The organism is Streptomyces sp. NPDC056144, assembly GCF_042264145.1.
Classification (GTDB): Bacteria; Actinomycetota; Actinomycetes; order Streptomycetales; family Streptomycetaceae; genus Streptomyces.
Window position 1 is genome coordinate 460,995 of the sequence record NZ_JBHJVF010000006.1, and the last position, 26,759, is coordinate 487,753.

General features: G+C 73.1%; 23 protein-coding genes and 5 tRNA genes. 18 read left to right on the plus strand and 10 right to left on the minus strand.

What is annotated here, in order from left to right; genetic code table 11:
- Positions 1-39 precede the first annotated feature (39 nt).
- Positions 40-792, plus strand: coding sequence for a DsbA family protein (locus tag ACFC0Z_RS21530; protein WP_376440193.1), 753 nt, complete (start codon positions 40-42; stop codon positions 790-792).
- Positions 789-1,613 carry a cytochrome c biogenesis CcdA family protein gene (locus tag ACFC0Z_RS21535; RefSeq protein ID WP_376440196.1) on the plus strand — a complete coding sequence of 275 codons (825 nt, stop codon included), beginning with the start codon at positions 789-791 and terminating at the stop codon, positions 1,611-1,613. The genes ACFC0Z_RS21530 and ACFC0Z_RS21535 overlap by 4 nt, the downstream gene beginning before the upstream one ends.
- A gap of 118 nt (positions 1,614-1,731) precedes the next feature.
- On the opposite strand, the gene ACFC0Z_RS21540 is transcribed toward ACFC0Z_RS21535, so the two are convergent.
- From ACFC0Z_RS21540 to ACFC0Z_RS21550, 3 genes are all read right to left on the minus strand, one after another.
- Positions 1,732-1,805: transfer RNA gene (locus ACFC0Z_RS21540), tRNA-Phe, on the minus strand.
- Positions 1,806-1,827: 22 nt separating this feature from the next.
- A tRNA-Asp gene (locus ACFC0Z_RS21545) sits at positions 1,828-1,901 on the minus strand.
- A gap of 40 nt (positions 1,902-1,941) precedes the next feature.
- Positions 1,942-2,014 (minus strand) — tRNA-Glu (locus ACFC0Z_RS21550).
- A gap of 128 nt (positions 2,015-2,142) precedes the next feature.
- Here ACFC0Z_RS21550 and ACFC0Z_RS21555 point away from each other — a divergent pair.
- The 5 genes from ACFC0Z_RS21555 to ACFC0Z_RS21575 all read left to right on the plus strand — a co-directional run bounded on the left by ACFC0Z_RS21555 (position 2,143) and on the right by ACFC0Z_RS21575 (position 9,478).
- Positions 2,143-2,493 carry a metallopeptidase family protein gene (locus ACFC0Z_RS21555; protein WP_376440198.1) on the plus strand — a complete coding sequence of 117 codons (351 nt, stop codon included), beginning with the start codon at positions 2,143-2,145 and terminating at the stop codon, positions 2,491-2,493.
- A 120-nt stretch (positions 2,494-2,613) separates the two neighbouring features.
- Positions 2,614-3,360, plus strand: a complete 747-nt coding sequence (locus tag ACFC0Z_RS21560) for a hypothetical protein (protein WP_376440201.1) — start codon at positions 2,614-2,616, stop codon at positions 3,358-3,360.
- Between the two features lie 198 nt (positions 3,361-3,558).
- Positions 3,559-5,931 (plus strand): DEAD/DEAH box helicase, encoded by a 2,373-nt coding sequence (locus ACFC0Z_RS21565; protein WP_376440204.1) that lies wholly within the window; start codon positions 3,559-3,561, stop codon positions 5,929-5,931.
- A 200-nt stretch (positions 5,932-6,131) separates the two neighbouring features.
- Positions 6,132-9,284, plus strand: coding sequence for an FG-GAP-like repeat-containing protein (locus ACFC0Z_RS21570; protein ID WP_376440207.1), 3,153 nt, complete (start codon positions 6,132-6,134; stop codon positions 9,282-9,284).
- Between the two features lie 121 nt (positions 9,285-9,405).
- Positions 9,406-9,478 (plus strand) — tRNA-Lys (locus ACFC0Z_RS21575).
- Positions 9,479-9,626: 148 nt separating this feature from the next.
- Here ACFC0Z_RS21575 and ACFC0Z_RS21580 read toward each other — a convergent pair.
- Entirely contained in the window at positions 9,627-10,175 is a 549-nt protein-coding gene (locus tag ACFC0Z_RS21580; protein WP_376440210.1) for an SMI1/KNR4 family protein, read from the minus strand.
- A 123-nt stretch (positions 10,176-10,298) separates the two neighbouring features.
- Between ACFC0Z_RS21580 and ACFC0Z_RS21585 the strand changes: the two genes are divergently transcribed.
- Both ACFC0Z_RS21585 and ACFC0Z_RS21590 read left to right on the plus strand, forming a co-directional pair.
- On the plus strand, positions 10,299-10,931 hold the full coding sequence (locus tag ACFC0Z_RS21585) for a hypothetical protein (protein ID WP_376440212.1): 633 nt from the start codon (positions 10,299-10,301) through the stop codon (positions 10,929-10,931).
- The gene (locus tag ACFC0Z_RS21590; protein ID WP_376440215.1) at positions 10,931-11,164 is read left to right on the plus strand and encodes a hypothetical protein; all 234 of its coding nucleotides are present in this window, start codon (positions 10,931-10,933) and stop codon (positions 11,162-11,164) included. The genes ACFC0Z_RS21585 and ACFC0Z_RS21590 overlap by 1 nt, the downstream gene beginning before the upstream one ends.
- A gap of 77 nt (positions 11,165-11,241) precedes the next feature.
- On the opposite strand, the gene ACFC0Z_RS21595 is transcribed toward ACFC0Z_RS21590, so the two are convergent.
- The 3 genes from ACFC0Z_RS21595 to ACFC0Z_RS21605 form a co-directional block, all read right to left on the minus strand.
- Complete coding sequence (locus ACFC0Z_RS21595) at positions 11,242-12,942, minus strand: SulP family inorganic anion transporter (RefSeq protein ID WP_376440217.1); 1,701 nt, start codon at positions 12,940-12,942, stop codon at positions 11,242-11,244.
- Between the two features lie 121 nt (positions 12,943-13,063).
- Positions 13,064-13,516: a pyridoxamine 5'-phosphate oxidase family protein gene (locus ACFC0Z_RS21600; protein ID WP_376440220.1), complete on the minus strand. Its 453-nt coding sequence runs from the start codon at positions 13,514-13,516 to the stop codon at positions 13,064-13,066.
- A gap of 14 nt (positions 13,517-13,530) precedes the next feature.
- Positions 13,531-13,890, minus strand: a complete 360-nt coding sequence (locus ACFC0Z_RS21605) for a VOC family protein (protein WP_376440223.1) — start codon at positions 13,888-13,890, stop codon at positions 13,531-13,533.
- A gap of 196 nt (positions 13,891-14,086) precedes the next feature.
- Between ACFC0Z_RS21605 and ACFC0Z_RS21610 the strand changes: the two genes are divergently transcribed.
- The 3 genes from ACFC0Z_RS21610 (at position 14,087) to ACFC0Z_RS21620 (ending at position 19,084) form a co-directional block, all read left to right on the plus strand.
- Positions 14,087-16,975, plus strand: coding sequence for a LuxR C-terminal-related transcriptional regulator (locus tag ACFC0Z_RS21610; protein ID WP_376440225.1), 2,889 nt, complete (start codon positions 14,087-14,089; stop codon positions 16,973-16,975).
- A gap of 138 nt (positions 16,976-17,113) precedes the next feature.
- Entirely contained in the window at positions 17,114-18,460 is a 1,347-nt protein-coding gene (locus ACFC0Z_RS21615; RefSeq protein ID WP_376440331.1) for a diacylglycerol/lipid kinase family protein, read from the plus strand.
- 27 nt (positions 18,461-18,487) lie between these two features.
- On the plus strand, positions 18,488-19,084 hold the full coding sequence (locus ACFC0Z_RS21620) for a phosphatase PAP2 family protein (protein ID WP_376440227.1): 597 nt from the start codon (positions 18,488-18,490) through the stop codon (positions 19,082-19,084).
- Positions 19,085-19,136: 52 nt separating this feature from the next.
- On the opposite strand, the gene ACFC0Z_RS21625 is transcribed toward ACFC0Z_RS21620, so the two are convergent.
- The 3 genes from ACFC0Z_RS21625 to ACFC0Z_RS21635 all read right to left on the minus strand — a co-directional run bounded on the left by ACFC0Z_RS21625 (position 19,137) and on the right by ACFC0Z_RS21635 (position 22,043).
- Entirely contained in the window at positions 19,137-19,688 is a 552-nt protein-coding gene (locus ACFC0Z_RS21625; RefSeq protein WP_376440229.1) for a DinB family protein, read from the minus strand.
- 23 nt (positions 19,689-19,711) lie between these two features.
- Positions 19,712-21,016: a DUF1254 domain-containing protein gene (locus tag ACFC0Z_RS21630; protein ID WP_376440232.1), complete on the minus strand. Its 1,305-nt coding sequence runs from the start codon at positions 21,014-21,016 to the stop codon at positions 19,712-19,714.
- A 103-nt stretch (positions 21,017-21,119) separates the two neighbouring features.
- Positions 21,120-22,043 (minus strand): sigma-70 family RNA polymerase sigma factor, encoded by a 924-nt coding sequence (locus ACFC0Z_RS21635; RefSeq protein ID WP_376440235.1) that lies wholly within the window; start codon positions 22,041-22,043, stop codon positions 21,120-21,122.
- Between the two features lie 235 nt (positions 22,044-22,278).
- Here ACFC0Z_RS21635 and ACFC0Z_RS21640 point away from each other — a divergent pair, with 235 nt between their 5' ends.
- The 6 genes from ACFC0Z_RS21640 to ACFC0Z_RS21665 all read left to right on the plus strand — a co-directional run bounded on the left by ACFC0Z_RS21640 (position 22,279) and on the right by ACFC0Z_RS21665 (position 26,743).
- The gene (locus tag ACFC0Z_RS21640) at positions 22,279-22,773 is read left to right on the plus strand and encodes a rhodanese-like domain-containing protein (RefSeq protein WP_376440237.1); all 495 of its coding nucleotides are present in this window, start codon (positions 22,279-22,281) and stop codon (positions 22,771-22,773) included.
- Positions 22,774-22,847: 74 nt separating this feature from the next.
- Positions 22,848-22,921: transfer RNA gene (locus ACFC0Z_RS21645), tRNA-Met, on the plus strand.
- 112 nt (positions 22,922-23,033) lie between these two features.
- Complete coding sequence (locus ACFC0Z_RS21650) at positions 23,034-23,774, plus strand: MerR family transcriptional regulator (protein ID WP_376440240.1); 741 nt, start codon at positions 23,034-23,036, stop codon at positions 23,772-23,774.
- A 121-nt stretch (positions 23,775-23,895) separates the two neighbouring features.
- A complete protein-coding gene (locus tag ACFC0Z_RS21655) occupies positions 23,896-24,345 on the plus strand; it encodes a hypothetical protein (RefSeq protein WP_376440242.1) in 450 nt (149 codons plus the stop codon).
- 74 nt (positions 24,346-24,419) lie between these two features.
- Positions 24,420-25,481, plus strand: coding sequence for a PLP-dependent cysteine synthase family protein (locus ACFC0Z_RS21660; RefSeq protein WP_376440244.1), 1,062 nt, complete (start codon positions 24,420-24,422; stop codon positions 25,479-25,481).
- Positions 25,478-26,743 carry an MDR family MFS transporter gene (locus ACFC0Z_RS21665; RefSeq protein ID WP_376440246.1) on the plus strand — a complete coding sequence of 422 codons (1,266 nt, stop codon included), beginning with the start codon at positions 25,478-25,480 and terminating at the stop codon, positions 26,741-26,743. The genes ACFC0Z_RS21660 and ACFC0Z_RS21665 overlap by 4 nt, the downstream gene beginning before the upstream one ends.
- The last annotated feature ends 16 nt before the right edge of the window (positions 26,744-26,759 follow it).

A 26,759-nucleotide genomic window follows, 5' to 3' on the forward strand; every position in this document is an offset into this window, starting at 1 on the left:
CCGTCCTCCTTCCCCGCCCTCCCTCAGGAGCGTTTCCGCATGTCCAGCACCAAGAGCAAGTCCAAGCCCGTCGCGATCGTCTCCGGTGTCGTGGCCGCCGCCGTGCTGCTCGGCCTCGTCTCGTACACCGCGACCAAGCCCGACCCCTCCGGCTCCTCCGGTTCCTCGTCCGTCGCCGAGGTCTCCGCCGACCCGTCCGCCGGCGTCTACCCCGAGCTGGAGGCGTACGCCCGCCGCGACGCCTCCGACAAACTCGCCCTGGGCCGCGCCGACGCCCCCGTCGTCCTGATCGAATACGCCGACTTCAAGTGCGGCTACTGCGGGAAGTTCGCCCGCGACACCGAGCCCCTCCTCGTGAAGAAGTACGTGGACGAGGGCACCCTGCGCATCGAGTGGCGGAACTTCCCGATCTTCGGCGAGGAGTCCGAGGCCGTCGCCCGCGCCTCCTGGGCGGCCGGACAGCAGGGCCGGTTCTGGGAGTTCCACAAGGCCGCGTACGCCGAGGGGGCCAAGGAGAAGGGCTTCGGCAAGGAGCGCCTGACCGCCCTCGCGAAGGAGGCCGGGGTCGCCGACCTCGCCCGGTTCACCCGGGACAGCGAGGGCACGGCGGCCCGCGCGGCCGTGAAGAAGGACCAGGAGCAGGGGTACTCCCTCGGCGCCACCTCCACCCCGTCCTTCCTGGTCAACGGCCGGCCGATCGCCGGAGCGCAGCCCCTGGAGACCTTCACGGACGCCATCGAGGCGGCGGCGAAGACGGCGGCGGCGAAGGACAGGACCGAGGCGAAGCGGTGACCTCGGGAATCGGCTACTTCGCCGCCTTCCTCGGCGGCCTGCTCGCCCTCCTCAGCCCGTGCAGCGCCCTGCTCCTGCCGGCCTTCTTCGCGTACTCGATCGACACCCGCGCGAAGCTCGTGGCCAGGACCGGGATCCTCTACGCGGGGCTGGCGACCACCCTCGTCCCGCTCGGCGCGGCCGGCTCCTTCGCCGGACGGTTCTTCTACGGCCACCGGGACCTCCTGGTGACCGTCGGCGGCTGGCTGATCATCGGGCTCGGCGTCCTCCAGATCCTCGGCCTCGGCTTCGCCTCCCGCCGGCTCGCGGAGGCCAGCGGACGCATTCGGCCCACCTCGGCGATCTCCGTCTACGCCCTGGGGCTCGTCTACGGCCTCGCCGGCTTCTGCGCGGGCCCGATCCTCGGCAGCGTCCTCACCGTGGCGGCGCTGAGCGGGAGCCCGGCCTACGGGGGCCTGCTCCTCGCGGTGTACGCCCTGGGCATGGCGGTCCCGCTCTTCGTCCTCGCGCTGCTCTGGGAGCGGTATGACCTGGGCGGCAGGCGCTGGCTGCGGGGCCGCCCGATCCGTGTCGGGCGCTTCGAGGTCCACTCGACCTCACTGGTCTCGGGCCTGTTCTTCATCGGCCTCGGCACGCTCTTCCTCGTCTTCGACGGGACGACCGCCCTGCCGGGCCTGCTGTCGGTGGACACCTCCTTCGCCGTGGAGGAGCGGGTCGCCGAGCTGGGCCGCGCGGTGCCGGACTGGGCGCTGCTGATCGCGGTGGTGGCCGTGGTGGCGGGCGCCTTCGCGCTGCGGAGCCGTAAGACCCGGCGAGGCTGAGGCCTGCCGCCTGTCCCTGTTTCACGTGAAACCTTCTGTTTCACGTGAAACAGGGGCACACATCCCTCCGCGCGCACACGAAGAAGGCCCCGTTCTTGCGAACGGGGCCTTCTCTCTGTGGCTGGGGCCGGGGTCGAACCGGCGACCTATCGCTTTTCAGGCGATCGCTCGTACCAACTGAGCTACCCAGCCACGAAGCTGTTTCCAGCTTCAGCGACTCTGACGGGACTTGAACCCGCGACCTCCACCTTGACAGGGTGGCGAGCTAACCAACTGCTCCACAGAGCCTTGCGTTGTGCGAGCACTAGTCTCGCACACGTTTACTGCGTACCCCCAACGGGATTCGAACCCGTGCTACCGCCTTGAAAGGGCGGCGTCCTGGGCCACTAGACGATGAGGGCTAACGGACCCACCTGCGCACTTCTCAGTGCGTCGGGGACGTGAGAAGCATATGGGATGCCGGGCGGTATCGCCAAAACGGTTCTGGCGCGCCCTCGGCGGGGGCCTCCTTCCGGGGGAGAATGGGCCCGTGCTGGAGATGACGCGCGAGGAGTTCGAGGAACTTGTCGCCGAGGCCCTGGACCGGATCCCCCCGGAACTCGCCCGGCTGATGGACAACGTCGCGGTGTTCGTGGAGGACGAGCCCGCCCCGGACGACCCCGAGCTGCTCGGGCTCTACGAGGGGACCCCGCTGACCGAGCGCGGTGAGTGGTACGCCGGGGTGCTGCCCGACCGGATCACGATCTACCGGGGGCCGACGCTGCGGATGTGCGAGTCGCGCGAGGACGTGGTCGCGGAGACCGAGATCACCGTGGTCCACGAGATCGCCCACCACTTCGGCATCGACGACGACAGGCTGCACGCGCTGGGCTACGGCTGAGCCCGGTGCGCCGGGTCGCGCCGCGGCCGGGCCGTGCGCGCACCGTGTCTCTTGTGACGCGCGGGGAGTTGGGCAGGGCGACGCGTTGTTCCCTGCCTGTTGTGTCCTGGAGGTGCCCCCGTGCGCCATTTGCCCACCCCGGTGAGATGGGTCGCCGCCGCGCTGGCCGTCGCGGCCTGTGCCGGTCTGAGCGGCTGTATGAGTGTGAGCGACGAAGGGGCGAAGCCGGTGCCCGCCGCGTCCGGGGGGAAGCAGGGCGCGACGGCGGAGTCCGACGGCGGGGGCGGAGGCATCCCCGGCGAGGAGGGTGACGGCTCCTGGGGAGGCCGGCCGCACAAGGGCGGCGAGCCCGACGCGAAGGGCGGCACCTCGACGTCTCCCGGGCCGAGCGGATCGCCCTCGGCCTCCACGTCCCCCTCGGCGGGCGTGAAGGTCCCGGTGGAGGGCCCGACCGGCATCGACGGTGTGACGAAGCTCCCCACGGCGAGCGGCAGCGGATCGGCCTCCGGCGGCTCGACGGGCCCGGGCGGGGGATCCGCCGACGGCGGGGGTGCCGGAGGCGGCGGGAGCGACGGCTCCGGCGGCGGCAGCGGTGGGGGCGACGCGGGGAGCGGCGGCGACGGCGGCGGCGAGCCCGGTACGTCGGGCGGTGGCGGGACGGAGCCGGAACCGGAGCCGACGACGCCCGACCCGGAGCCGACGCCCGAGCCGACGACGGCGCCCCCGGAGCCGACGCCCGAGCCGACCTCGAACCCGACCGATCCGCCGGCCCCGGGTCCCGAGGCGCAGCTGGGCGGGATGCGGGCGGCGGACGGGCCGGGAGCCCCTTCGGAACCGGCTGCTTCGCCCCAGGCCGGACCGGTGTGACGTAGTCCGATTTGCCACGGGTGGGGGAGGGTGCGTATGGTGGTAGATCGTTTGATCCCATTGCCCGGCGCCGACACAGAAGAGCGCCGTGTGGCGCGTACTCTCCCTAGCCGTGGCTGACCGCATTGAGGCGGTCGATTTGCGAATTCACGGAGTTGACGGGCGCGTGCCGAGACTCCGGAAGGTTTCGCATTTCGCATGTCCATTTTCAGTTCTGACCACGCCGTCATGCCCGAGAACGACGAGATCGTCGAGGCCGTAGCCGCCTCCGAGACCGCCGAGATCGCGGACACCGCCGACGTCGTCGAGGCCCTCGACTTCGAGGCCGACGACATCGACGACACCGACGACATCGACGCGGACGACGTCGACACCGACGAGGACTCCGAGGAGTCCGACGAGCCCACCATCACCTTCGGCGACCTCGGTCTGCCCGAGGGCGTCGTGCGCAAGCTCGCCCAGAACGGCGTCACCACCCCCTTCCCGATCCAGGCGGCGACCATCCCGGACGCCCTGGCCGGCAAGGACATCCTCGGCCGTGGCCGTACCGGCTCCGGCAAGACCCTCTCCTTCGGTCTCCCGCTGCTCGCCACCCTGGCCGGCGGTCACACCGACAAGAAGAAGCCCCGCGGCGTCATCCTCACCCCGACCCGTGAGCTCGCGATGCAGGTCGCGGACGCCCTCCAGCCGTACGGTGACGTGCTCGGCCTCAAGATGAAGGTCGTCTGCGGCGGTACGTCCATGGGCAACCAGATCTACGCGCTGGAGCGCGGCGTCGACGTCCTCGTCGCCACCCCGGGCCGTCTGCGCGACATCATCAACCGCGGCGCCTGCTCCCTCGAGAACGTCCAGGTCGCCGTCCTCGACGAGGCCGACCAGATGGCCGACCTGGGCTTCCTGCCCGAGGTCACCGAGCTGCTCGACCAGGTTCCGGCCGGCGGTCAGCGCCTCCTCTTCTCCGCGACGCTGGAGAACGAGATCGACACCCTCGTGAAGCGCTACCTGGTGGACCCGATCACGCACGAGGTCGACCCGTCCGCCGGTGCCGTCACGACCATGACCCACCACGTCCTCGTCGTGAAGCCGAAGGACAAGGCCCCGGTCACCGCCGCGATCGCCGCCCGCAAGGGCCGCACGATCATCTTCGTCCGCACCCAGCTGGGCGCCGACCGCATCGCCGAGCAGCTCCGCGAGTCCGGAGTGAAGGCCGACGCGCTGCACGGCGGCATGACCCAGGGCGCCCGTACGCGCACCCTGGCCGACTTCAAGGACGGCTACGTCAACGCGCTCGTCGCGACCGACGTCGCCGCCCGCGGCATCCACGTCGACGGCATCGACCTGGTCCTCAACGTGGACCCGGCCGGCGACCACAAGGACTACCTGCACCGCTCGGGCCGTACCGCCCGTGCCGGCCGCTCCGGTGTCGTGGTCTCCCTGGCCCTGCCGCACCAGCGCCGTCAGATCTTCCGTCTGATGGAGGACGCGGGCGTCGACGCCACGCGCCACATCGTCGGCGGTGCCGGCGCCTTCGACCCGGAGGTCGCCGAGATCACCGGCGCCCGTTCGCTGACCGAGGTCCAGGCCGACTCCGCGAACAACTCGGCCAAGCAGGCCGAGCGCGAGGTCGTCGACCTGACCAAGCAGCTCGAGCGTCTCCAGCGCCGTGCCGTCGAGCTCCGCGAGGAGGCCGACCGCCTGGTGGCCCGCGCCGCCCGTGAGCGCGGCGAGGACCCCGAGGCCGCTGTCGCCGAGGTGACCGAGGCCGCCGAGGCCGAGGTCGCGGCCGCCGCCGTCGAGGCCGAGCGTGCCGCTCGCGCCGAGGAGCAGCGTCGCGAGGAGCGCCCGGCGTTCCGCGACGAGCGTGGCAACTACGAGCGCCGTGACCGTGGCGGCGACCGCGGTGGCGACCGTGGTGGCTTCCGCCGTGACGACCGCGGTGGTGACCGTGGCGGCTTCCGCCGCGACGACCGTCCGTCCGGTGGTTTCCGTCGTGACGACCGTCCCTCCGGCGGCTTCCGTCGCGATGACCGTCCCTCGGGTGGCTTCAACCGTGACGACCGTGGTGGCGACCGCGGCGGTGACCGTGGTGGCTTCCGCCGCGACGACCGCCCGTCCGGTGGTTTCCGTCGTGACGACCGCCCCTCCGGTGGTTTCCGTCGTGACGACCGTCCGTCCGGTGGCTTCAACCGTGACGACCGCGGTGGCGACCGCGGTGGCGACCGTGGCGGCTTCCGCCGCGACGACCGTCCCTCCGGCGGCTTCCGTCGTGACGACCGCCCCTCCGGCGGCTTCAACCGCGACGACCGCGGTGGCGACCGTGGTGGCGACCGCGGCGGTGACCGTGGTGGCTTCCGCCGCGACGACCGTCCCTCCGGTGGCTTCCGCTCCGGTGGCGGCGACCGTCCGTTCAACCGCGACCGTCGTGACGACCGCCCGTCCGGTGGCTTCCGCTCCGGTGGCGGCGACCGCCCCTACGGCCGTCGTGACGACCACCGCGGCTCCGGCCCGGCCGGTTCGACCGGTGGCTTCGGCCGCCGCGACGACAAGCCGCGCTGGAAGCGCAACGGCTGAGTCCGTGTGACCTGACACAGAGGCAGGGCCCGTACGAGCACTTCGGTGCTGGTACGGGCCCTGCCCCGTTTCCGCCGTCTATACCGGCGCCCGACGGGTTACGCTCGCCCGGTTGACGTGGGCGGGGGCGCGGGCCGGGGGGCCGGTGGAGTCTCCTCCGCCCTTTCCGCACTCCAGGTTTCCCCCGGGGAGGGGCCTCCTTGTCTCGTCTCACCCGCGCGCGGCGCCCGCGCGCGCGTACCGCCGTCCTCGCCGCAGCGCTCCTCGCCTCGGCCGTCGGTCTCCCGACCGCCGTGACCGCGCAGGCCGCGCCGATCGTCGGCATCGACCAGCTCGACATCACGCCCAACTGGCGGGCCGTTCCCCGCCACGAGATCGTCACCGCCCTCGGCCCGGCGGGCTACGCGCACGCCACGGAGGCCGCCGGGGCCGCGCCCGGCGGGCCCCTCGTGTGGACCGACTTCGCGAGCGGCGCGAGCGTCCCCCTGGGGTACGGGGCGTACGAGGCCGGGCACGGCACCTTCGCCGAGGCCGGCACCGGCGGGCGCTACCTCGCCGTGCGCCGCAACTCGGCCACCTCCGTGCGCGACCTGACGACCGGCACCGAGCAGGCGCTCTCCGTGCCGTCGGACGCCCGCTACCGGGCGCTGCTCGGCGAGACGCTGCTCTTCCAGACGTACGCCTCCGCCGCCGACGCCACCACGACGACCGGGTTCGTCCTGCGGAGCGCCGCCGACCAGGCGGCCGCCCCGGTCGCCGTGACCGGCTGGCCCGCCGGGGCCGACCTGGACCGGGCGCGGCTCGTCGCGGGCGACGCGTCCGTGGCCGTCCTCCGCTTCGGCCGGGTGGCCGCGCCGAGCCCGGACGGGACCCCGGAGCCGTACGCCCCGAGCGACCTCGGCGTGGTGGACCTGCGCACCGGGCGGATGACCGTGATCCCCGCTCCCGCCCCGGACGGCAACGGCGTCGCCGTCAGCCCCGACCGGATCGCCTGGGTCGACGGCTCCCGCACGGTGCACGTGCGGGAGCTCGCCGCGCCGGACGGCGCCGAGCAGACCGTCGCCCTCTCCGAGGGCCTGAGTGCCACCCGTATCGCCCTGGTCGGCGAGTGGGTCCTGGCGCTCGGCGAGGCCACCGGCGCCGACGCCTCCCTCAAGCGGCGGCTCGTCGCGCTCCACCCGGACGGGCGGACGCAGCCGATCGTGGACAAGGCCGAGGCGGAGCTGACGCAGATACCCGGCGGGGGAGCGGCCTTCGTCGGCGGCACGTCCGCCGCGGACTGGTCCCTGCTCAAGGCCGTCCCGGGCAAGGGCGGCGGCGCCCCCGCCGTCGAGAAGCTGCGCCGGGTGGAGCCCCTGGAGGCGCGGGTCGACGCGCTCGCGCTCGGCTCGGGCCGGCTGTCCACCCTGGAGCCCGACACCGGCAAGGCCGGTTTCCACTCCCGGACGCTCCCGGTCGGCCCCGTGCACACCGGCCAGTCCGGGCCCGCGTGGGCCGGGGCGGAGACGGGCCGCCTGGAGGCCGCGACCCCGCTGTTCGACAGCGGTGACGGGCGGACGGTCCACCTGGCGCGGGCGACCGCGACCGGGCCGCTCGACGTCGTCGCGCGCCGCGCGAACGGCACGACGACCCGTGTCACGACCGGGCGGAGCGAAGGCCGGATCGCCGACGTCTTCGGCCGGTGGGCCGTCTTCCAGACGGGCCGGGCGACCGCGCAGGGCCAGGTCCTCACCGGGCAGGACATGCTCGTCGTCGACCTGGACACGGCGAGGACCGTCCAGACGCGGGCGCAGCAGACGGCCGCGGCGCTGTGGGGCGACCGGCTCTACACGTCGACGGCAGTGACGGGCGAGATCGGCGGCGTCGACCTGGTCACCGGCAAGGCCCTCGGCAGGATCGCCACGAACTCCGGATGCCCGTTGACGGAGCTCCAGACCGCCGGCCGCTGGCTGTACTGGGCGTGCGCGGGCTTCGCCAAGCAGGGCGTGTACGACCTCGCCACGAGCAAGGCCGTCCCCCTGGCGGCCGGTGTCGCCACGGGCGGGCTGCTCGGCGACGGATACCTCGTGGAGCGGGGCACCGACGGGTACCTGCGGCTCACCGACTTCCACACGGACAAGGTCACGTCGGTCCGCCGCTTCGTCGTCGCCACGCAGGTGGCCGCGGCGCGGCGGGAGGCGTGGACGGTGGACCGCTTCGGCGGCGCCGTCGCGTACAAGGACGCCAGGAACCTCGTCCACGCGGTGTGGACGAACGTGCCGACCTCCGACCTCACCGTCCCCTCGTCGGGCGCGCCGGCCACCGCGCGGTCGAAGGACGGCTGGAAGGCCTCCTGGGCGCTGTCGAAGCCCGCGTCGAACTGGGAGCTGACCCTTCGCTACCCCGTCAGCTGGACCGTGATCCGCACGTACCGGGCCAACGAGACCCGGGGCCGTGTCGTGCCGCCGGTCTGGGACGGCCGGACGGCGAGCGGGTCGCCGGTGCCGAACGGCTCGTACGCCTGGGAGCTGACGGCCCGTACGGCCGACGGCAAGGGCCAGGACCTGACGCTCACCGGGACGGTCAAGGTCTCCGGCGGCCAGCCGGCCTGGCGTGACATGGCGGGCAAGGACGGCGCGGGCGACCTGCTCGTGATGGACACGACCGGGGTCGTCTCGATGTACCGGGGCAACCAGTTCGGTTCGCTCTCCGGGCGGATCGCGGGTACGGGCGTGAAGTTCCCGACCGCCTCGCTGTTCGTCCCGTCCGGCGACGTGAACGCCGACGGCTGCGCGGACGTCCTGGTCCGCGTCGGCGACCAGCTGCGGTCGTACCGGCCGGGCTGCGACAAGGTCCTCTCGGGCGCGTCGCCGTACACGCTGGTCGGCACGGGCTGGGGACAGTACGACGTCCTGACGTCCCCGGGCGACATCGACGGCGACGGGTTCGCGGACCTGGTCGCGCGTCAGACGACGACCGGCGACATGTACGTGTTCGGCGGGACGGCGGACCACCGCCTGAAGCCCCGGATCCGGATCGGCACGAACTGGAAGGTCTACAAGAAGATCGTCGGCGCCGGCGACATGAACCGCGACGGCCGCGCCGACCTGGTCGCCGTCGACGGCACGGGCGCCCTGTGGCGCTACCGCGGCACGGCGACCGGCGGGATGCTCCCGCGCGAACGGATCGGCTCCGGCTGGAACATGTACTCCGCCCTGACCGGCGTCGGCGACATCTCGGGCGACGCCTGCCCCGACCTCGTCGGCCGCGACACGACAGGCTCCCTCTACGTCCACCAGGGCACCTGCGGCAGCGGCTACGGCAGCCGCTACCGGCTCGGCGGCGGCTGGAACGTCTACAAGGGCCTGTACTGACCCACCGTCCACCCCTTCCCCCCGTCCCCCGGAACCGGCGTGCACGCACCACGCCTCGTGTCGGATACCCGATCGGTTCCGGGGGCCTCTCCGGCTATGCTGCTCAGGTGTGCTTGAGCGAGGGCCGTTAGCTCAATTGGCAGAGCAGTGGACTTTTAATCCATTGGTTGTGGGTTCGAGTCCCACACGGCCTACCTACGGCAGGCGAGGGAAACCCTCTGACCTGCTACGGAGCGCCCCGACCGGTTACGACCGGTCGGGGCGCTCCGTCGTCCCGGGACCCGTGCGTGAGCGGACGGGACAGCCGAAGACGTCTGAGGGGACAGGGACCGGCCGCTCCGGCTACAAGCGGGAGGCGGCATCCGCCCACGGTGGCATGTCGAACTCCTGGTCGATCAGGTCCTCCTCGTACCAGCCGGTGCCGGCCAGCCACGTCTCCAGCCATGTGGCCAGGCTTCCCGCATCGACGAACCAGGCGCCGGCGGGGTCCTGACCGGTGATCGCGTTCGGCTCGAAGAGCAGGACCGTTCCGTCCTCGCTCAGGCAGTCGACAGCGGCGATCATGGCGCAGCCCCAGTCGAGAATCGGCACGACTCCCTTGGGCCAGGACCACCAGGTGTCCGCGTCGGCAGGCGGTATGCGGTCGAGGTAGCCGTCGACCACGGTGTCTTCCTCGGTCGCTGTTGTTCGAGCGAGAGGGAAGAGCGTGTAGTCGGGGCCGAAGCCCCCGTCCCCCACCCGCCGGTAGAGCGCGGCCAGGAGGGGGTGCAGGGGGAAGCCAAGCCGTTCCTCGGCCCTGGCGAGGGCGTCGGCGGTGACCGGCGGTCGACGCCCTGCGCTTGTGGTAACCCTGGTCGAGACGCGCTCGATCAACTCGTCGTGCTCGTTCATGCCGGGCATCCTGCCCGACGCCTCTGACAGCCAGTGTTGGTACGGCAGACTCCCTTTGTGCCCCCAACCAGTGACCTCGCTTCGTCGGACGACATACACGCGTACCTCGTCGGGAAAGTCGACATGGGGCTGCGCCGCATCGGCATGATGGGCGGGGAGGCGACCATCAGAGTTCTGCTGGACCACTTGCTCTTCGTGGAGCGGCGGCCGGAGGCGTGGATCGAGGAACGGACCGCCCTGGAGGCTCGGGGAGCTTGGAGCTCCACGGGGCTGAGCCGTGCTTTCGCCGAGTTCCTTCCTGATGACCAGGAGTGCGGCATGGCATCTCTCTACACGGAGTTTGCGCGGCGGCAGGGCTGGTTGACGGCCGACCGGCTGCTGACCGGCGAGGAGTACGCCCGCCTTCGCGCGACCGTCGGCGACTGGGTGGTCTCAGACCGGAGCTGGTCGGACGTGACCAGCCGCTACGGGCAGCCTTCGGTACTGATCGGCGGAACCAATCCGCACTACGGCAAGGTTCTCGGCTACTTCACCGAGGACGTGCGGCAGCCGATGCTCTTCTTTCACCTCTGGAATGGCACGGACGGGTCTGACGCACCATGGCCTCCAGAGCGGACGGAGCCCGCTCTGCTTGCCGCACGGCTCGGCGACGCCCCTCTGGCGGAGGCGTTCACCTTCACACCGGAAGGGCTGCGACGGCGCCCGCAGGCCTGTGATGACCAGCTCAGCCGGTCGAGGCGTGAGCGGTCGGACTAGTGGCCGCGCTCGTCTACTTCCGGAAGATCTCCGAGGACGGGGAGCTGGTCCGCTACGAGTTCGGGGGCGATCCGGACAAGTTCACGCGGCAGCTGACCATGGGGAAGGAATCTCGCACGTCCTCGGCCGACGACGGTCTGACGGACTATGCGTTTCTCAAGGCGTCCCGGAAGATCAACGCCATGCGCGAGGAGCGCGGCCAGTGGCCGGACCGAGGCATGAGCGTGAGTTGACCGTTCTGCTCTGACCTGCTGCGGAGCGCCCCACCTGGTGGTGACCGGGTGGGGCGCTTCGTCGTCCGAGGGCTTCCTCAGGGGCCCTTGGTGTGCGGCGGGGCCGGGGGGCGGGGCCTGGACAAGGCCCTGTCCAGGGCCGTGTTCAGGGGGCCGAGGAGTTCCGGGGTTGCCGGGACGATGTCTTCGGGGGCCAGGTGGGTGGCTGTGCCGGAGCGTTGCAGGAGGCGTACGAGGGCGGGGTGGGCGCCGCAGAGGATCAGGCGGGCGTTCGCGTCGGCGAGGGTCTTCGCGTAGCGGTCGAGGAGTTTGAGCATCGCCGAGGACGGGACGTCGGGGAGGGCGCGTACGGCGAGGATCAGGGTCGCTCCCTCGGCGGGCTCCGGGAGTTGGGCCTCGATGCGGGGGAGCTCGGCGAAGAAGGACGAGCCCGCGTAGTCGAGGACCGTGACCTCGCCGGGGGTGAGGGCGCGCGGCGGGTCGGCTGTCTCCCAGTGGCCGTCGGGGCGGCGGACCAGGGCGACCAGGCGGGCCTGGCGGGCGGCCTGGGCGCAGTACAGGAGGAGGGAGAGGACCGCGCCGAGGATGATCGCCTGCTGGAGCGGGAGCTGGGTGGTGGCGAGGAAGGTGAGGATCATCGCCGCCGCCGACATCCGGGACGTGCGCAGGACCAGGGCTATGTCGTGGCGCTTTCCCCAGATCAGTTCGCCGCCGACGACGAGGATCAGGCCGCCGATCACCGGCATCGGGATGCGTTCGGCGAGGGAGCCGCAGAGAAGGACGACCAGGGCCAGGAAGACTCCGGAGACCACGCCTGCCCAGCGGGTGCGGGCCCCGGCGGAGACGGCGACGCCCGTACGGGACATGGAGCCGCCCGAGGGCAGCGCCTGGAACAGGCCGCCGGCGAGGTTCGCGTACCCCTGTGAGCGGAAGTCGCCGTTGATGTCGGAGCGCGAGCCGTCCGGGTTCGGCATCGAGGGGGCGATGCCGGCGGACTGGGCCAGGGCGACGAGGGCCACGGACACCGCGCCCCCGAGGAGGGCGGGCGCGGCGGAGAGGTCGGGGGCGGTGAAGGAGGGGAGTGAGGCGGGGATCGAGGCGATGTCCTTCACCAGTTCCACGGGTGTGGACAGGAGCGCGACCGCCACGCTCACCGTCACCATCGCGATCAGGAGCGCCACCGGTTCGAGGCGTTTGACCGTGCGCGACAGCGCCCACACCGCGATCGTGGCGACGGCGGTGAGCGTGGCGGCGAGTTTCCAGTCGGGGAGGTGCCAGAGCCAGTTCCCCAGTTGGTACAGCTTGTTGTGGCCTTGCGGTTTGTAGCCGGTCGCGTCCTTCAGGACGCCGGTGATGATCTGGAGCGCGATGCCGGTCGAGAAGCCGGTCATCACGGCGTTCGAGACGAAGCTCATCACCGCGCCGAGCTTCAGCGCCCCCATCAGCAGCATCACCGCGCCGACCATCACCGTCAGGAGCGCGATGTTCCCCGCGTCCTTCGGGTCGAGGCCCGCGTCCGACAGGACGCTCTGCGAGGTGAGCGCGATGGCGCTGGTCAGGGTGGTGACCATGAGGACGGTGCGGGAGGTGAGGGAGCCGACGACGGCCGGGACCACGCCCGCGTACAGGCCGGCGACCGGGTTGAAGCCGGCGATGGCCGCGTACGCCATGCCCTCGGGGATCGAGAACAGGCCGGTCACGGCACCCGAGGTGACGTCCGACGCGGTGGGGCGGCCGAGCTTCCGTAGTCGTCCGCGCTTCCGCAACCGCACCCTCACCCCGTGCCCCTTCCGCCGCGCCGCTTCCTCTGGAGCCTGACGGGGCGGGGGGTGGGGCACGAGCCGGGTTCGGCCGTCCGGGTGACGGCCGGAGGGGACGGGTTACGTCACCGGGGACGGGTTACGTCACCGGGAGCCCCGCGCGCATCAGTTCGCGCTCCGGGAGCTCGTCCACCTCGCGCCACGCCTGGACGCGGTGCGGGGTGATGCGGAACCAGCGGTACGGGGTCGTGAGCGTGCGCGGGTCGAAGCCCGTGCGGGCGGCGAACCGGTCACCCCGGTCCCGCGGCAGCGCGTCCATCTCCAGGACCTCCACCGTGCCGTCGATCATCGACACGTCGCGGGTGTGCCCGAGGCCGACCCGGACGCGCCGGGTCGCGGCCATGTTCCGTCCGGTCGGGCTGTTCGCCGGGGTCGAGACGAGCAGGGCCTCGCCGTCCCAGTCGAAGGAGAGCGGTACGAGGTAGGGCAGGCCGTCCGCCGAGGCGCTGGCCACCCAGACGTCGACGTCGTGGGCGAGCCGGTGCTCGGTGTCGTGGCGGCGCTGGGCGCGGGAGCGGGGTGCGGTCGTCATCGGTCGGCGCTCGCTCAGCTGTCCTGGACGAGGCCGAGGAGGTTGCCGTCCGCGTCGAGGACGGTGGCGACGAGCCGGCCGCCGCCGACGTCGTTCGCCGGGTCCTTCACGGTGGCGCCCGCGGCGGTCAGCTCGCCGATCTTCGCCTCGATGTCGTCCACGTGCCAGTAGGCGACCGGGGAGGTCAGACCCTGCGGGCCGCCGCCCGGGAGCAGGCCGATGTGCTGGCCCGCGGCCTCGAAACCGACGTAGTACGGGCCGTCGACCTGCGGTTCGACGCCGAGGAGGGCGGAGTAGACGGCCTTGGCCTTGTCGAGGTCGGAGACGGGGTGGAGGACGGTCTTGATGCCCTGGGTGGGGGACGTACCGGTCATGGTGAGCGCTCCTGGGGATCGTTCGTCGTTCGTCGTTCGTCGTTCGGCTCTTGGCCTTCGGCTTCCGGCTTTCGCCTTCGGCCGTTTGGCGTGGTTCCACCTTCGGCCACGGCGACGGATCCCGCCTCCGTGGTGACCACGGAAAGCACCACGGAAAGCACCACGGAGTCCTGGCGCCTCGGTCGATACTGATCACGTGACCACCCCAGCGATCTCCTCCCGGGAAGCCGAGGTGCTCGCGCTCCTCGGGGAGCACCTCAGCAACGCGGAGATCTCCGCGCGGTTGTTCATCTCCGTACGCACGGTGGAGTCGCACGTCTCCGCTCTGCTGCGGAAGCTGGAACTCCCGGACCGGCGGGCACTCTCGCGCCGCGCGGCGGAACAGACCCCGGCCGCGCTCGCGCCCTCCCCCCTCCCCGCGCCGCTGACGTCGTTCGTCGGGCGGATACGGGAACGGGGCGAGCTGACGGCGGCGGTGAAGGCGTACCGCCAGGTCACGGCGGTCGGGCCGGGCGGCGTGGGCAAGACCCGGCTGGCGCTCGCGGTGGCGGCGGAGCTCGCGGCTGAGTTCGCCGACGGGGTGTGGTTCGTCGACCTCGCGCCGGTCACCGACCCCGGCCGGGTGGGCGCGGCGGTCGCTGCGGCGGTGGGCGTCGGCGAGCAGCCGGGGCGCGGCGTCGACGACACGGTGGTGGCCGCGCTCGCGGACCGGCGGGCGCTGCTCGTCTGGGACAACTGCGAGCAGGTACGGGACGGGGTGGCGCCGTTCCTGGAACGGCTGCTCGCCGCCTGCCCGGGCGTCCGGGTCCTGGTGACGAGCCGGGCACGGCTGATGGTGCCGTTCGAACGGGTCTTCGCGGTGCCGCCGCTGTCGCAGGACGGGGGAGGGGAGTCGGACGCGGTCGAGCTGTTCCTCGAACGGGCGTCGGCGGTCGGGCTCGTACCGTTGGATCCGGGGGTACGGGACACGGTCGTCGCCCTGTGCGAGCGGCTCGACGGGATGGCGCTGGCGATCGAACTGGCGGCGGCGCGGTGGCCGACGCTCGGTCTGGACGGGCTCGTGGCGGGGCTGTCCGACCAGCTGAGGGTGCTGGCGGGGGGTCCGAGGGCCGCCGACCGGCACCGGTCGGTGCGCGCGGTCCTGGACTGGAGCCACGACCTGCTCGCGCCGGGCGACCGGGCGCTGCTGCGGCGGGTGTCGGTGTTCGTGCTGCCGTTCACGGCGGGGGCGGCGGCCGAGGTGGCGGGGTTCGCGCCACTGGCGGCGGACGACGTCGCGGACGGACTGGGGCGGCTGGCGGAACAGAGCCTGCTCACGGTGGTGCCGTCGGCCGGGGGCACGCGCTACCGGGCCCTGGAGACGATCCGTCAGTACGGCGCCGAGCGCCTGGCGGAGGAGGGCGGGACGGAGCCGACGACGGAGTCGGCGACGGTTCGGTCACGCCACCTGACGTGGTCGTTGTCCACCGCGTCGGAGCTGCTCCTGCTCGCTGCGGGATCAGCAGAGGCACAGGCACAGGCACAGGCACAGGCATCGGCATCAGCGCCCGAAGCGGACTGGCGGCCGCGTTTCGACGCCGTGGCGGAGGACCTCAGGGCGGCCCTGACCTGGGCGGCGTCCCGCCCCGAGCACCGTACGGACGCCCACCGCCTGGCCCTCGCCCTGGCGGAGGCCTCGTTCACCCGCAACCTCCTCGGCGAGTCCCAGGCCCGGTACGAGCAGGCCGCCGCGCTCGCCGACACCGATCCGGCCGCCCCTCTCCGGCAGGCCGCCGCGGTGGCCGGCTGCCGCCGCCTGGGCGACGACATGTACCGCCTGCACCGCGCGGCGGCCGAAGCGGGCGAAGCGGCGGGCGACCTCGCCGCCGCGGCCCGCGACCTGGCGACGGCGGCGACGACCGCCTACCGGTTTTCGAGCGAGTTCACCCGTCTCCCGCCCCTGGAGGAGATACGCGCGCTGCTGACGAAGGCCCGGGGCCTCGCCACCTCCGCCGCTACCCCCGCCGCCCTCGCGCTCGCCCGCGCCGCCGTCGACTTCGACGCCTTCGGGGCCGTTCAGGGCGGTACCGAGAACACCGTCGACGAGACCGTCGCCTCGGCCGAGCGGGCCGTCCTGCTGGCCCGGGAGGCCGGGGACCCCGTCGCCGAGTCCGCCGCGCTCGACGCGTTGTCGGGGGCGCGGAGCTGGGCGGGGGAGGCGTTCGGTGCCGCCGGGGCCGCGCGGCGGCGGGTGGCGCTCCTCGCGCCGCTCGCCCCGGCCCCGGCCCGTACGCACGAGCTGCTCGACGCGCTCGCGATGGCCTCCGGCACCGCCCTCGGCGTCGGGGAACTTGCCGAGGCGCGCCGGTACGGGCGGGAGCTCGCCGGGCATCCGCTCCTCGCCGAGGTGGGGCATCACGCCACCTCCTGGCTCCTCGTCGCGGACGCCTTCGCCGGCCGCGTCGAGGACGTGCTCACCGGGAGCGCCCGGTTCCTCGACGCCTGGGAGCGGACCGGTCGCCAGCAGTCCTTCTCGCTCGGCCCGGCTGCCGCCTCCGTCGCCATGGTCCACGGGCTGCGCGGCGACCGGGCCGCCCGCGCCGAGTGGCTCGGGATCGTCGGCCGCGCGGGGACGGCGGAGGAGTACCGCCACGGCTATGGCGCCCTTCTCGACGCCGTGGTCCTGCTCCACGAGGGCGACGCGCCCGCCGCGTTCGACCGGCTCGCGCCGGAGCCGGAGGACGTGTGGAAGTGGGTCACCTGGATCTGGCTCCACTGGTACGTCTCCGTCAGGGCCGAGGCCTCGGTCCTCGCCGGGCACCCCGAGGCCGAGGCCAGGGCCCGTATCGCCGCCGCCCGGTCCGTCGTCACCGGCAATCCGGTCGCCACCGCCCACCTGGACCGCGCCGAGGCCCTCCTCGACGGCGACTTGCCGCGCCTGCTCGCCACGGCGACGGCCTTCGAGGCGGCCGGTTCGCGCTATCAGGCGGCCCGTTCCCTGCTCCTCGCCGGGGGCGAGCACGCCGCCAGGGGCGAGGAGGCCCTCGCGCGCCTGGGGCTGGCCGCACACCACGCCGCGCACACCACGCCGCACACCACCCCGTGAAACCTTGATCTTTTTACGCCGAATGGGTCCCTCCGGCGCGCGACCTGAGGGACCGTGGAGGAGTGTGGTTCCGGAGTGCGGAGGTGGGGGGGCGTGGAGGTGCTGGAGTCGGTGGCGACGAACCAAGCCGGTGATCCGATGCGGGCGGCCCGGAGGATGGCGCGGTGCGCGCTCGCGGCGGCCGTCATGGCCGTCGCAGCGCTCCTGACCGCCCTGGGCGGGGGTCTGCTGATCCTCCTGAGCGGTCTCGTCGGCCTCGCCGTCTCCGCCGTCGGCATCTGGTGGTTCCTCGCGCACCGGGGCCCGATGCGCTTCCTCGGCGCGGTGCTGGCGCTCGGCGCACCGGCCGCGGTCTTCGTGCTGTACGTCGTCGGCGGCGTCTGGCTCAACGCGCTCGTGGCGCTCGGCCTGTGGTCCGTCGCCCTGTTCTCCGCCCGCGTCGCCCTGCGCCGCCCGGACGTCGAGCGGACGCTCGTGATGCGCGGCGAACCGGCGCCCCCGCCCCGTAACCCCGTCCTGATCATGAACCCGAAGTCCGGCGGCGGGAAGGTAGAGCGCTTCCACCTGGTCGCCCGGGCCGAGGCGCTCGGCGCGCGGGTGGTGCTGCTCGACCCGAGCGCGCACACCGACGTCACCGCGCTCGCCCGCGAGGCCGTCGCCGACGGCGCCGACCTGCTCGGCGTGGCCGGCGGCGACGGCACGCAGGCGCTGGTCGCCGAGGTCGCCGCCGAGCACGACCTGCCGTTCCTCGTCATCTCGGCCGGCACCCGCAACCACTTCGCCATGGACCTCGGCCTCGACCGCAACGACCCGTCGACCTGCCTCGACGCCCTGACGGACGGCGAGGAGCTCCGGGTCGACCTCGGGTCCGTCGCCGGGCGGCCGTTCGTGAACACGGTCTCCTTCGGGGTGTACGCGGAGGTCGTGCAGCGTCCCGAGTACCGCGACGCGAAGGCGGGCACCGCCCTGTCCACCCTCCCCGACCTGCTCCAGGGCGGTGAGGGGGACCGTCTCGACGCGACCGCCGACACCACCCGGCTCCCCGGGCAGCAGGCGCTCCTCGTCAGCAACAACCCGTACGCCGCTCCCGACCTCATCGACACCACCGAGGCCCACCGCCCGCGTCTCGACCTGGGCGAGCTCGGGGTCATCGGCATCCGCGTGGACGGCGCGGCGCAGGCCGCCGAGCTGGCGGTACGGGGGACCCAGGCGACCGGCCTGAACGTCCTGACGGCCCGTAGGGTCGAGGTCGTGGCCGATCCGAGAACCCCCAAGAGCGCCGAGGAGGTCGCCACGATCTCCGTCGCCGTCGACGGCGAGGCCCTCACCCTCCCCACCCCCGTCGTCTGCACCCTGCGTCCCGGCGCGCTGCGCGTCCGCGTGCCCCGGGACCGGCCCGGGACGGTGGTGCCCCCGCCGCCCCTCGACTGGCGCCGGATCACGGCCCTCGCCTTCCACACGCCCCACACGCCCCACCAGAGCTGACAAAGAGAACGAAGCAAGGAGCCGCGCATGACGGACATGACAGCGGAGACGGCCGAGCCCAGGACCACTCTCCGGGCCGTCCTGCACGACCTCCGCGCCGTCGACGGCGCCGTCTACGCGGCCGTGGCCGCCACACCGACCCCCACCCTCGACACGGCGCTGCGCCGCCTGTCCTCGGCGGCCGACAACTCGAAGATCTCGTTCGCCGTCGCCGCGGGGCTCGCGCTCCTCCCGGGCCGGCCCCGCGTCGCCGCCCTCGCGGGCGTCGGGGCCATCACCGTGGCCTCGGCCTCGGCCAACCTCCTCGGCAAGCGGCTGGTCCGCAGGCCGCGGCCGGACCGGGAGGCGGCCCGTGTCGTGGTGAGCCGGCACGTCCCCATGCCCGACTCGGCCTCGTTCCCGTCCGGGCACACCGCGTCGGCGGTCGCCTTCGCGACCGCCGTGGGTGTGGTCCTCCCGCCCGCCGCCGTGCCGCTCGGCGTCCTCGCGGGGGCCGTGGGCTACTCGCGGGTGCACACCGGCGTCCACTACCCCGGCGACGTCCTCGCCGGCGCCGTCCTCGGCATCGCGAGCGGCGCCGCCTCCCTGGGCGCGGTGGCCTGGGCGGCCCGCAGGAGGGCGTGACCCCGCAGGAGGACGTGACCCCGCAGGAGGAAGTGACCCGGTACCTCTCTGCCTACTGCCCGGGGTCCTCGCCCGTCAGGCCGTCCACCGATTCGCGGATGATGTCGGCGTGACCGGCGTGGCGGGCGTACTCCTCGACGAGATCCAGGAGGATCCGGCGGAGGTTGGGGCGCTCCCCGCTCCGCGTGACGTAGGCGCCGAGCTGGTCGAGGCCGCCCTCGGCGAGCGCCGCGGCGACGACGGTGCGGGAGCGGTCGGCCGACTCCTGCCAGAGCGCGCGCAGTTGCTCGGGGGTGTCGTCGGCGGCGGAGCGGTAGGCCCAGTCGGGCGTGGCGTCCCAGTCGACGGTGTCCCAGGGCGGGCCGACGGGGGCGGCGAGCCACAGCCGGGCGAAGTGGCTGTCCTCCACGTGTGCCAGGTGCTTGAGCAGGCCGCCCAGGGTGACGGCGGAGGCCCCCACCGTTGCGCGGAGGCCCGCGGCGTCGAGGCCGGAGCACTTCCACGCCAGCGTGGCCCGCTGGCGTTCGAGGGCGCCGAGTATCGCTTCGGCCTCGGTGCCGGCGAGGGGAGGTTCCGGCCATGCGTCTGCGGTGAAGGTGCTCATGGCCGGAGACGATAGCGAGCGCTTCAGTCCGTGACGGTGAGCGGCGGGAGCTTCCAGGAGCCGTCGAGGACCGAGGGATCGGGGCCGTACGCCCTGACGACGAGGCTGAACGGGCCGTCCGGGGCGGGCAGCCAGTTCGCGGCCTGCTTGGGGTCGGACGGGCGGTCCTTCCGTACGTACAGGGTGAGGCCGCCGTCGTCGTCGTACACGAGCCCCGGCGTCCGGTCGCCGATCGAGTAGCGGTCGATCTCGTTGGCGGAGAGCAGCCGTTCGGGCAGCCGGTAGAGGGTGAGCGACCAGAAGAAGCGGGCCGGGGGCAGCTGTCCGGCGGGGAAGTGGACGACGTGGTCGTGGGCGCCGGTGGGCGGCGTGTTGCCCCGGTCGTCCGTCATCCAGCCGCTGTACCAGGCTTCGGCGGCGGGGAGCCCGTACAGGCCCTTGTCGGCCGAGGTCGCGCGGACCAGGTAGTCGTCGCCGAGCTCCTCGCGGGTGCCGAAGAGATGGTACGAGACGTCCGTCTCGGCCTCCGCCAGGCGGGCGCGGGCGTCGGCGATGCCCTGCTCGACCGCCGTCCTGATCTCCGGGGCGAGCGCGGCCGGTTCGAACTCGCCCGTCCCCGACACCCCGAGCGCCGCGAGGCGGTCGCGCAGTCCGCGCTCCCGTTCCAGGACGGGGAAGAACTGGAGCAGGAAGTCGAGGAGCGTGAAGAACTCGACGCTGTCGAGGTCCTCTTCGCGCCAGACGGGCCAGACCGGTTCGTCGACGGGGTGCGGGGCGGCCGTGTCGGTGTAGGTGGAGAGGGGGCGGAGCACGTACCGCTCCTGGATCGCCCGGAGCGCGGGCACGTCCTCGGGGCCCGCCAGGTAGGTGCGGCCGATGATGCCGACGAGGAAGGTGTCGGGACGCAGGACGCCCGCGATGCCCTCGGGGACCTCGCCGCGCCAGCCGGGGCCGGCGACGAGGTAGTCACCCGCGGCCTGGCCGGTCGTCCGGGAGCCGACGAAGCCGACGTACGTGGTGTCGAGGTCGTGCAGCGGGATGACGTAGTAGCGGTCGACGGCCGGTACGGAGATCACGTACGGCTCGGCGCGCAGGTCGAGCCAGCCGACGGAGTACGGGGTGTCGTTGTTCGGCGTCACGACGTCGGTGTTGTCCGGGGTGAACGGCTCCGAGTAGTGCCGGAAGCGGCCGAACCCGCCCACGTACCGGGGGTCGTCGGCGTCGATCGCCTGCGGGTACATCGTGCGGTAGTTGTCGAGGACCGGGAATCCCCAGATCCAGGCCTCGGCCGCCGTCCGGCGGGCCTCCTCGGGGGTCAGCTGCGTCACGGCGGCCACCTTTGCGGTACGGAGCGAGAGGGGATCAATTGATGCCAACTCGTACAAATTCGCACGAATGACCCCCTCTCGCACGCGCTGCGGCGCCCTCCCGTCACACCGCCCGCGCCAGCTCCTCCTCCGTCAGGCCGAGCGCGGCGAGCCGCTCCGGGTCCGCCAGGATCTGGAGCTCGACGATCCGGTCCCCTGCGACGGGATCGGCGGCGATCGTGAACGACATGAGGACGGCCGCGCGGCCGTCGACGACCGCCACGAACGCGGGCGCGCCGTTGGCCACGACCGGCAGCGACGCCTGCTTGAACCGCGCGTACGTGAGCGCCTGCGCGACGACCGCCTCGGCGCCCCTGACCAGCTTGGACGCGGCGGCGAGGAGCGTGCCGCCGTCCGCCCGGAGGACGACGTCGGGGTCGAGGACGGCGAGCAGCCCCCCGAAGTCCCCGCCGTTCGCGGCGGCGAGGAAGGCGTCCGCGATCTCGCGCTGCCGCCGCGCGTCGGGACCGGCGGCGGGGGACGCGTCCTGCACCCGCCGCCGGGCCCGGCTGGCGAGCTGGCGGGTGGCGGCCGGGGTGCGGTCCACGATCCGCGCGATCTCGTCGAAGGAGACGGCGAACATGTCGTGGAGCACGAACGCGAGCCGCTCGGCCGGCGAGAGGGTCTCCAGGACGACGAGGAGCGCGAGCCCGACGGACTCGGTGAGCTCGGCGGCGTGCTCCGGGTCGGTGCCCTCCGCGGCGCGGACGACCGGGTCCGGGACGTAGTACTCCAGCGGGTCCTCGCGCCGCGAGCCCCGGGAGCGCAGCATGTCGAGGCAGACGCGGCCGACGACCGTGGTCAGCCAGCCGCTCAGGTTCCCGACGGCGGAGACGTCGGCGCGGCTCAGCTTGAACCAGGTCTCCTGGACGGCGTCCTCGGCCTCGCTCACGGAGCCCAGCATCCGGTAGGCCACGGCCCTCAGGTGCCCCCGGTCGGCCTCGAACCGCCGGGCGAGCTGTTCTTTGTCGTCGCTGTCGCTGTCCATCTCCACGCGTCCCCGTTCTTCTTCGTGTCCGAAATGATCAGTTGTGATCATCGCCTGCGCGGGGCCTGCGCGGGGCCTGCACGGGGCCTGTGCGGGGAGGAAAGGGGTGGCGACGGTCCCGATACGTGAGATCCCCGCTCGCGCGGCGGGAACGCCCGGGATTCCCCGGCCGACGCCCTCGTCTGCCGTGGTTCCTCACTTCGTCCCGATGATCGTCGTCCGTAGATTTATGGCCATGACGACGACAACGCCGCAGGTCAACCCCGTACTCCGCACCGCGCCGGCCTCGCCCGCCGCCGCCGTCGCGTACTTCTCCGCCAGCCTCGCCTTCCACGCCGACGTCTCCGACGTGGCCTCCGCGCTCGCCACCGCGACCGCCGAGGGCACGGACCCCGGCTTCGTCGTCATCGACTCCCGCTCCACCGCCTCCTGGGACCAGGGCCACATCCCCGGCGCGATCCACCTGCCGACCGCGCTGATCGCCGAGCAGGCCGAGCAGCTCCTCGACCGGTCCGTCCCCGTCGTCACCTACTGCTGGGGCCCCGGCTGCAACGGCGCCACGCGCTCCGCGCTGGCCCTCGCCGAGCTGGGCTTCCAGGTGAAGGAGATGCTCGGCGGCTTCGAGTACTGGGTCCGCGAGGGCTTCGCGTACGAGACCTGGGAGGGCCCGGCGGAGAAGGCGGCGGACCCGCTGACGGCGCCGGTCGACTCGGACGACTGCGGCTGCTGAACGCGCCCGGCGAGGGCCGGACAGGAATGGATTTCGTGATCGCCCCACCCATGGCGTAGAGTCGTGTTTACCGACGCGGGGTGGAGCAGCTCGGTAGCTCGCTGGGCTCATAACCCAGAGGTCGCAGGTTCAAATCCTGTCCCCGCTACTCAGTAGCAACGAAGGCCCGGATCGTGAAAACGATCCGGGCCTTCGTCGTTCCCCGAGGCACTCGCGCGGCGCTTGACCTTGACGCGACGTCAAGATCTACCGTTTTCGTCATGGAGTGGTCGATCCAGGAGATCGCCAAGAAGGCCGGCACCACCAGCCGCACCCTCCGCCACTACGGCGAGCGCGGACTGCTGGAACCGAGCCGGATCGGCGCGAACGGTTACCGGTACTACGACGAGGCGGGGCTCGTACGCCTCCAGCGCATCCTGCTGCTGCGGGAGCTGGGGCTCTCGCTGCCCGCCATCGCCGAGGTCCTCGCGGGGCAGCGCGACACGTCCGCCGCCCTGCGGACCCACCTCGCCCTCCTGGAACAGGAACGCGAACGCATCGGACGCCAGATCGCGTCCGTGCGGACCACTCTCCACAAGACCGAGAACGGAGAAGAGCTCATGGCCGAGGACGTGTTCGACGGTTTCGACCACACGCGGTACGAGGGTGAGGTCACCGAGCGCTGGGGCCGCGAGGCGTACGAGAAGGGCGACCGCTGGTGGCGCTCGCTCGACGCCTCGGGGAAGAAGGCGTTCATGGACGAGCAGGCCGGGATCGCCCGCGACTTCGGGCAGGCCGCGCGGGACGGCCTCGCGGCCGGCAGCGACGAGGTGCAGGCGATCGCGCGCCGCCAGATCGCCTGGCTGTCGACGACGGTGACGCCGACGAAGGAGTACGTGATCGGGCTCGGCCAGATGTACGTCGACGACCCGCGCTTCACCGCGAACTACGACAAGCACGGCGAGGGCACCGCGCTCCTGGTCAGGGACGCCATGGCGGTCTACGCGGAGCGGAACCTCTAGGGCTTGTCCGCCCCTGTCGGGCTCCGCTGCCCGAAGTAAACGGTGGCCGAAACCGGGGCCGCCTCTTTGCGGGCGCCTCCCGCCCCACCGTAGCGTCGCCCGCACTGTGAGTGACCGACGCGTGAGTGACATGAGAATGAGCCGGCGGGCGCCCGCCGTGCTCGTCCTGCTCGCGCTCCTCGCCCTCGTCGTGAGCGTCTGCCACGGCTCGCACGGGCACACGCTGCCCGTCACGGGCACCACTACGACCGCGGCCACCGCACCCACCGCACCCACCGTGCCCACCGCGACCACCATCACGACTGTCGCCGTCGCCGTCGCCCCGGCTCCCGCGTTCCCGCACGGCTGCGGCAGCCCCGAGGACACCGGGTCCTACGACGCGCACCTCCCCGCGCTGACCGCGCAGACCGCCTCCCCGCAGGGCGCCGCGCCCGACGCCGGCGGAGCCGTACCCCCGTCGTACGCGGCGGACCTCCGTACCGACCCCCGCGCGCGCTGCGTCCGGGGACGGGCGGGCCCCGGCCCCGAGCCGGGCCGACTGCTCATCGCCCTCGGGGTGGACCGGAACTGAGCCGGGTCCCGGGCGGGACGTTCTCCCGCCGCGCGCGACCTGTTCCTCCGGCGCCCTCCCAAGGACGTATCACCATGAGCAAGCTGCTCCTCGGCAACACCCTGCCCATCGCCGTGCAGACCGTCGGCAACACCCCCGTCCTGTGGACGGACGACGGCTACTGGGCCAAGCTCGAAGGCTTCAACTTCGGCGGCATCAAGGACCGCGCCGCCCTCCACATGGTCGAACAGGCCCGTCGGCGCGGGGAGCTGCGGCCCGGCGCGCCGATCGTCGAGTCGACCTCCGGGACCCTCGGTCTCGGCCTCGCCCTCGCGGGCGTCCTCCACGGCCACCCCGTGCACGTCGTCACCGACCCGGGCCTCGAACCGATCGTCGAGCGGATGCTCGTCGCCCACGGCGCCCGGGTCCACGTCGTCGCCGACCCCCACCCCCAGGGGGGCTGGCAGCAGGCCCGGATGGACCGCGTCACCGAACTGCTCCTGAGCCTCGACGGGTCCTGGTGGCCCAACCAGTACGGGAACCCCGACAACTGCGACGCCTACGCCGGGCTCGCCGCCGAACTCTCCGACCAGCTCGGCCGGATCGACGTCCTCGTCTGCGCCGTCGGCACCGGCGGCCACTCCGCCGGGATCTCCCGCGCGCTGCGCGCCGGCGGCAGCCCCGCCCTGGAGCTCGTCGGCGTGGACTCCGTACGCTCCACGGTCTTCGGCCTGCCGGCGGGGGAGCGGCTGATGCGCGGTCTCGGCTCCTCGATCCACCCGGCCAACGTGGACCACGGCGCTTTCGACGAGGTCCACTGGGTGGCCCCGGCGGAGGCGGTACGGGCGGCCCGCCGCCTGGCCTCGCGGCAGTTCGCGACCGGCGGCTGGAGCGTGGGCGCGGTCGCGCTGGTCGCCGGGTGGCTGGCCAGGACCCGGCCGCGCGGGACGCGGATCGCGGCCGTCTTCCCCGACGGGCCGCAGCGGTACTTCGACACCGTCTTCAACGACGAGTACTGCGCGGCGCACGGGCTCCTCGACGGTCCCGTACGGGAGGACCCGGAGGCGTACGAGCCGGGGGCGCCGGTCGAGGCGTGGACGCGGAAGGTCCTGGAGCGCAAGCCGTCGGAGCGCGCGGTCTCGGAGCGGACCACGTGACCACGACGACCACTCAGGGGCGTACTCCGCCCAAGGGCGGCATCTGGAAGCAGACCCGCTCCTTCGACCCCGCCGTGCGGCTGCTCTTCCTCAACCAGCTGACCATCAACCTCGGCTTCTACATGCTCATGCCCTACCTGGCCGCGCACCTCGCGGACGGGCTCGGCATGGCGGCCTGGGCGGTCGGGCTCGTCCTCGGCGCCCGCAACCTCTCCCAGCAGGGCATGTTCCTGGTGGGCGGCGCGCTCGCCGACCGCTTCGGCTTCAAGCCGCTCATCGTCGCGGGCTGCGCCCTGCGGACCGTCGGCTTCGGGGCCCTCGCCTTCGCGCAGTCGCTGCCGACGCTGATCGCCGCCTCCCTCGCGACCGGGCTCGCGGGGGCGCTCTTCAACCCGGCGGTACGGGCCTGCCTCGCGGCGGAGGCGGGGGAGGAGCGCCGGGTGGAGGCCTTCGCCCTCTTCAACGCCTACTACCAGGCGGGCATTCTGCTCGGGCCGCTCGTCGGGGTCGCCCTGACAGGGGTGTCGTTCCGGCTGACGTGTCTGGTCGCGGCGGTGCTGTTCGCCGGGCTCACCCTCGTACAGCTGCGGTTCATGCCCGTGCGGAGCGCCCCTGAGCCGCGGTCGGCGCCGGACGGGCGGGGGCAGTTCCGTACGGTCCTCTCCCACCGCACCTTCTGGCTGTTCTCGCTCGCGATGACCGGCTCGTACGTCCTGTCCTTCCAGGTCTACCTGGCGCTGCCGCTCGCCGCCGGGGACACGGCCGGCGGTGGCGTCTGGCTCACCACCGCCCTCTTCGTCGTCTCCGCGCTGGTCGCGCTCGCCGGCCAGCTGCGGATCACGGCCTGGTGCCGCCGCCGGCTGAGCCGCGAGCGGTGTCTCGTCCTCGGGCTCGCCCTGATGGGCGGGGCGTTCCTCGTCCCGGCGGCGCTGGGGCGGGGCGCGGTGGGGCTGCTGCTGTGCGCGGCGGTCCTGGCCGTGGCGAACGCGGTGCTCTACCCGTACGAGATGGACACGGTCGTCGCCCTCGCCCGGGGCCGCTGGGTGGCCACCCATTACGGGCTCTACAACACGGTCTGCGGGATCGGCATCACCCTCGGGAACCTGGGGACGGGCGCGCTGCTCGACGTCACCGGCTGGTCCGCGGCGCCGTGGCTCGCGCTGTGCGCGGTCGGCCTGGGGTGCGCGGGGGCGCTGGCGCTCCTCGCCCGGGGCGGGCGCCTCGGGGACGGACGCCCCCGGGACGCGCGGCTCGCCGGGTAGTACGCCCAGTCGGCCG

Coding starts and splice junctions, on each gene's coding strand:
- ACFC0Z_RS21530 (WP_376440193.1), top strand. CDS start 40: ATGTCCAGCACCAAGAGCAAGTCCAAGCCCGTCGCGATCGTCTCCGGT.
- ACFC0Z_RS21565 (WP_376440204.1), top strand. CDS start 3,559: ATGTCCATTTTCAGTTCTGACCACGCCGTCATGCCCGAGAACGACGAG.
- ACFC0Z_RS21580 (WP_376440210.1), bottom strand. CDS start 10,175: ATGAACGAGCACGACGAGTTGATCGAGCGCGTCTCGACCAGGGTTACC.
- ACFC0Z_RS21585 (WP_376440212.1), top strand. CDS start 10,299: ATGGGGCTGCGCCGCATCGGCATGATGGGCGGGGAGGCGACCATCAGA.
- ACFC0Z_RS21600 (WP_376440220.1), bottom strand. CDS start 13,516: ATGACGACCGCACCCCGCTCCCGCGCCCAGCGCCGCCACGACACCGAG.
- ACFC0Z_RS21605 (WP_376440223.1), bottom strand. CDS start 13,890: ATGACCGGTACGTCCCCCACCCAGGGCATCAAGACCGTCCTCCACCCC.
- ACFC0Z_RS21615 (WP_376440331.1), top strand. CDS start 17,114: ATGCGGGCGGCCCGGAGGATGGCGCGGTGCGCGCTCGCGGCGGCCGTC.
- ACFC0Z_RS21620 (WP_376440227.1), top strand. CDS start 18,488: ATGACGGACATGACAGCGGAGACGGCCGAGCCCAGGACCACTCTCCGG.
- ACFC0Z_RS21625 (WP_376440229.1), bottom strand. CDS start 19,688: ATGAGCACCTTCACCGCAGACGCATGGCCGGAACCTCCCCTCGCCGGC.
- ACFC0Z_RS21635 (WP_376440235.1), bottom strand. CDS start 22,043: ATGGACAGCGACAGCGACGACAAAGAACAGCTCGCCCGGCGGTTCGAG.
- ACFC0Z_RS21640 (WP_376440237.1), top strand. CDS start 22,279: ATGACGACGACAACGCCGCAGGTCAACCCCGTACTCCGCACCGCGCCG.
- ACFC0Z_RS21650 (WP_376440240.1), top strand. CDS start 23,034: ATGGAGTGGTCGATCCAGGAGATCGCCAAGAAGGCCGGCACCACCAGC.
- ACFC0Z_RS21660 (WP_376440244.1), top strand. CDS start 24,420: ATGAGCAAGCTGCTCCTCGGCAACACCCTGCCCATCGCCGTGCAGACC.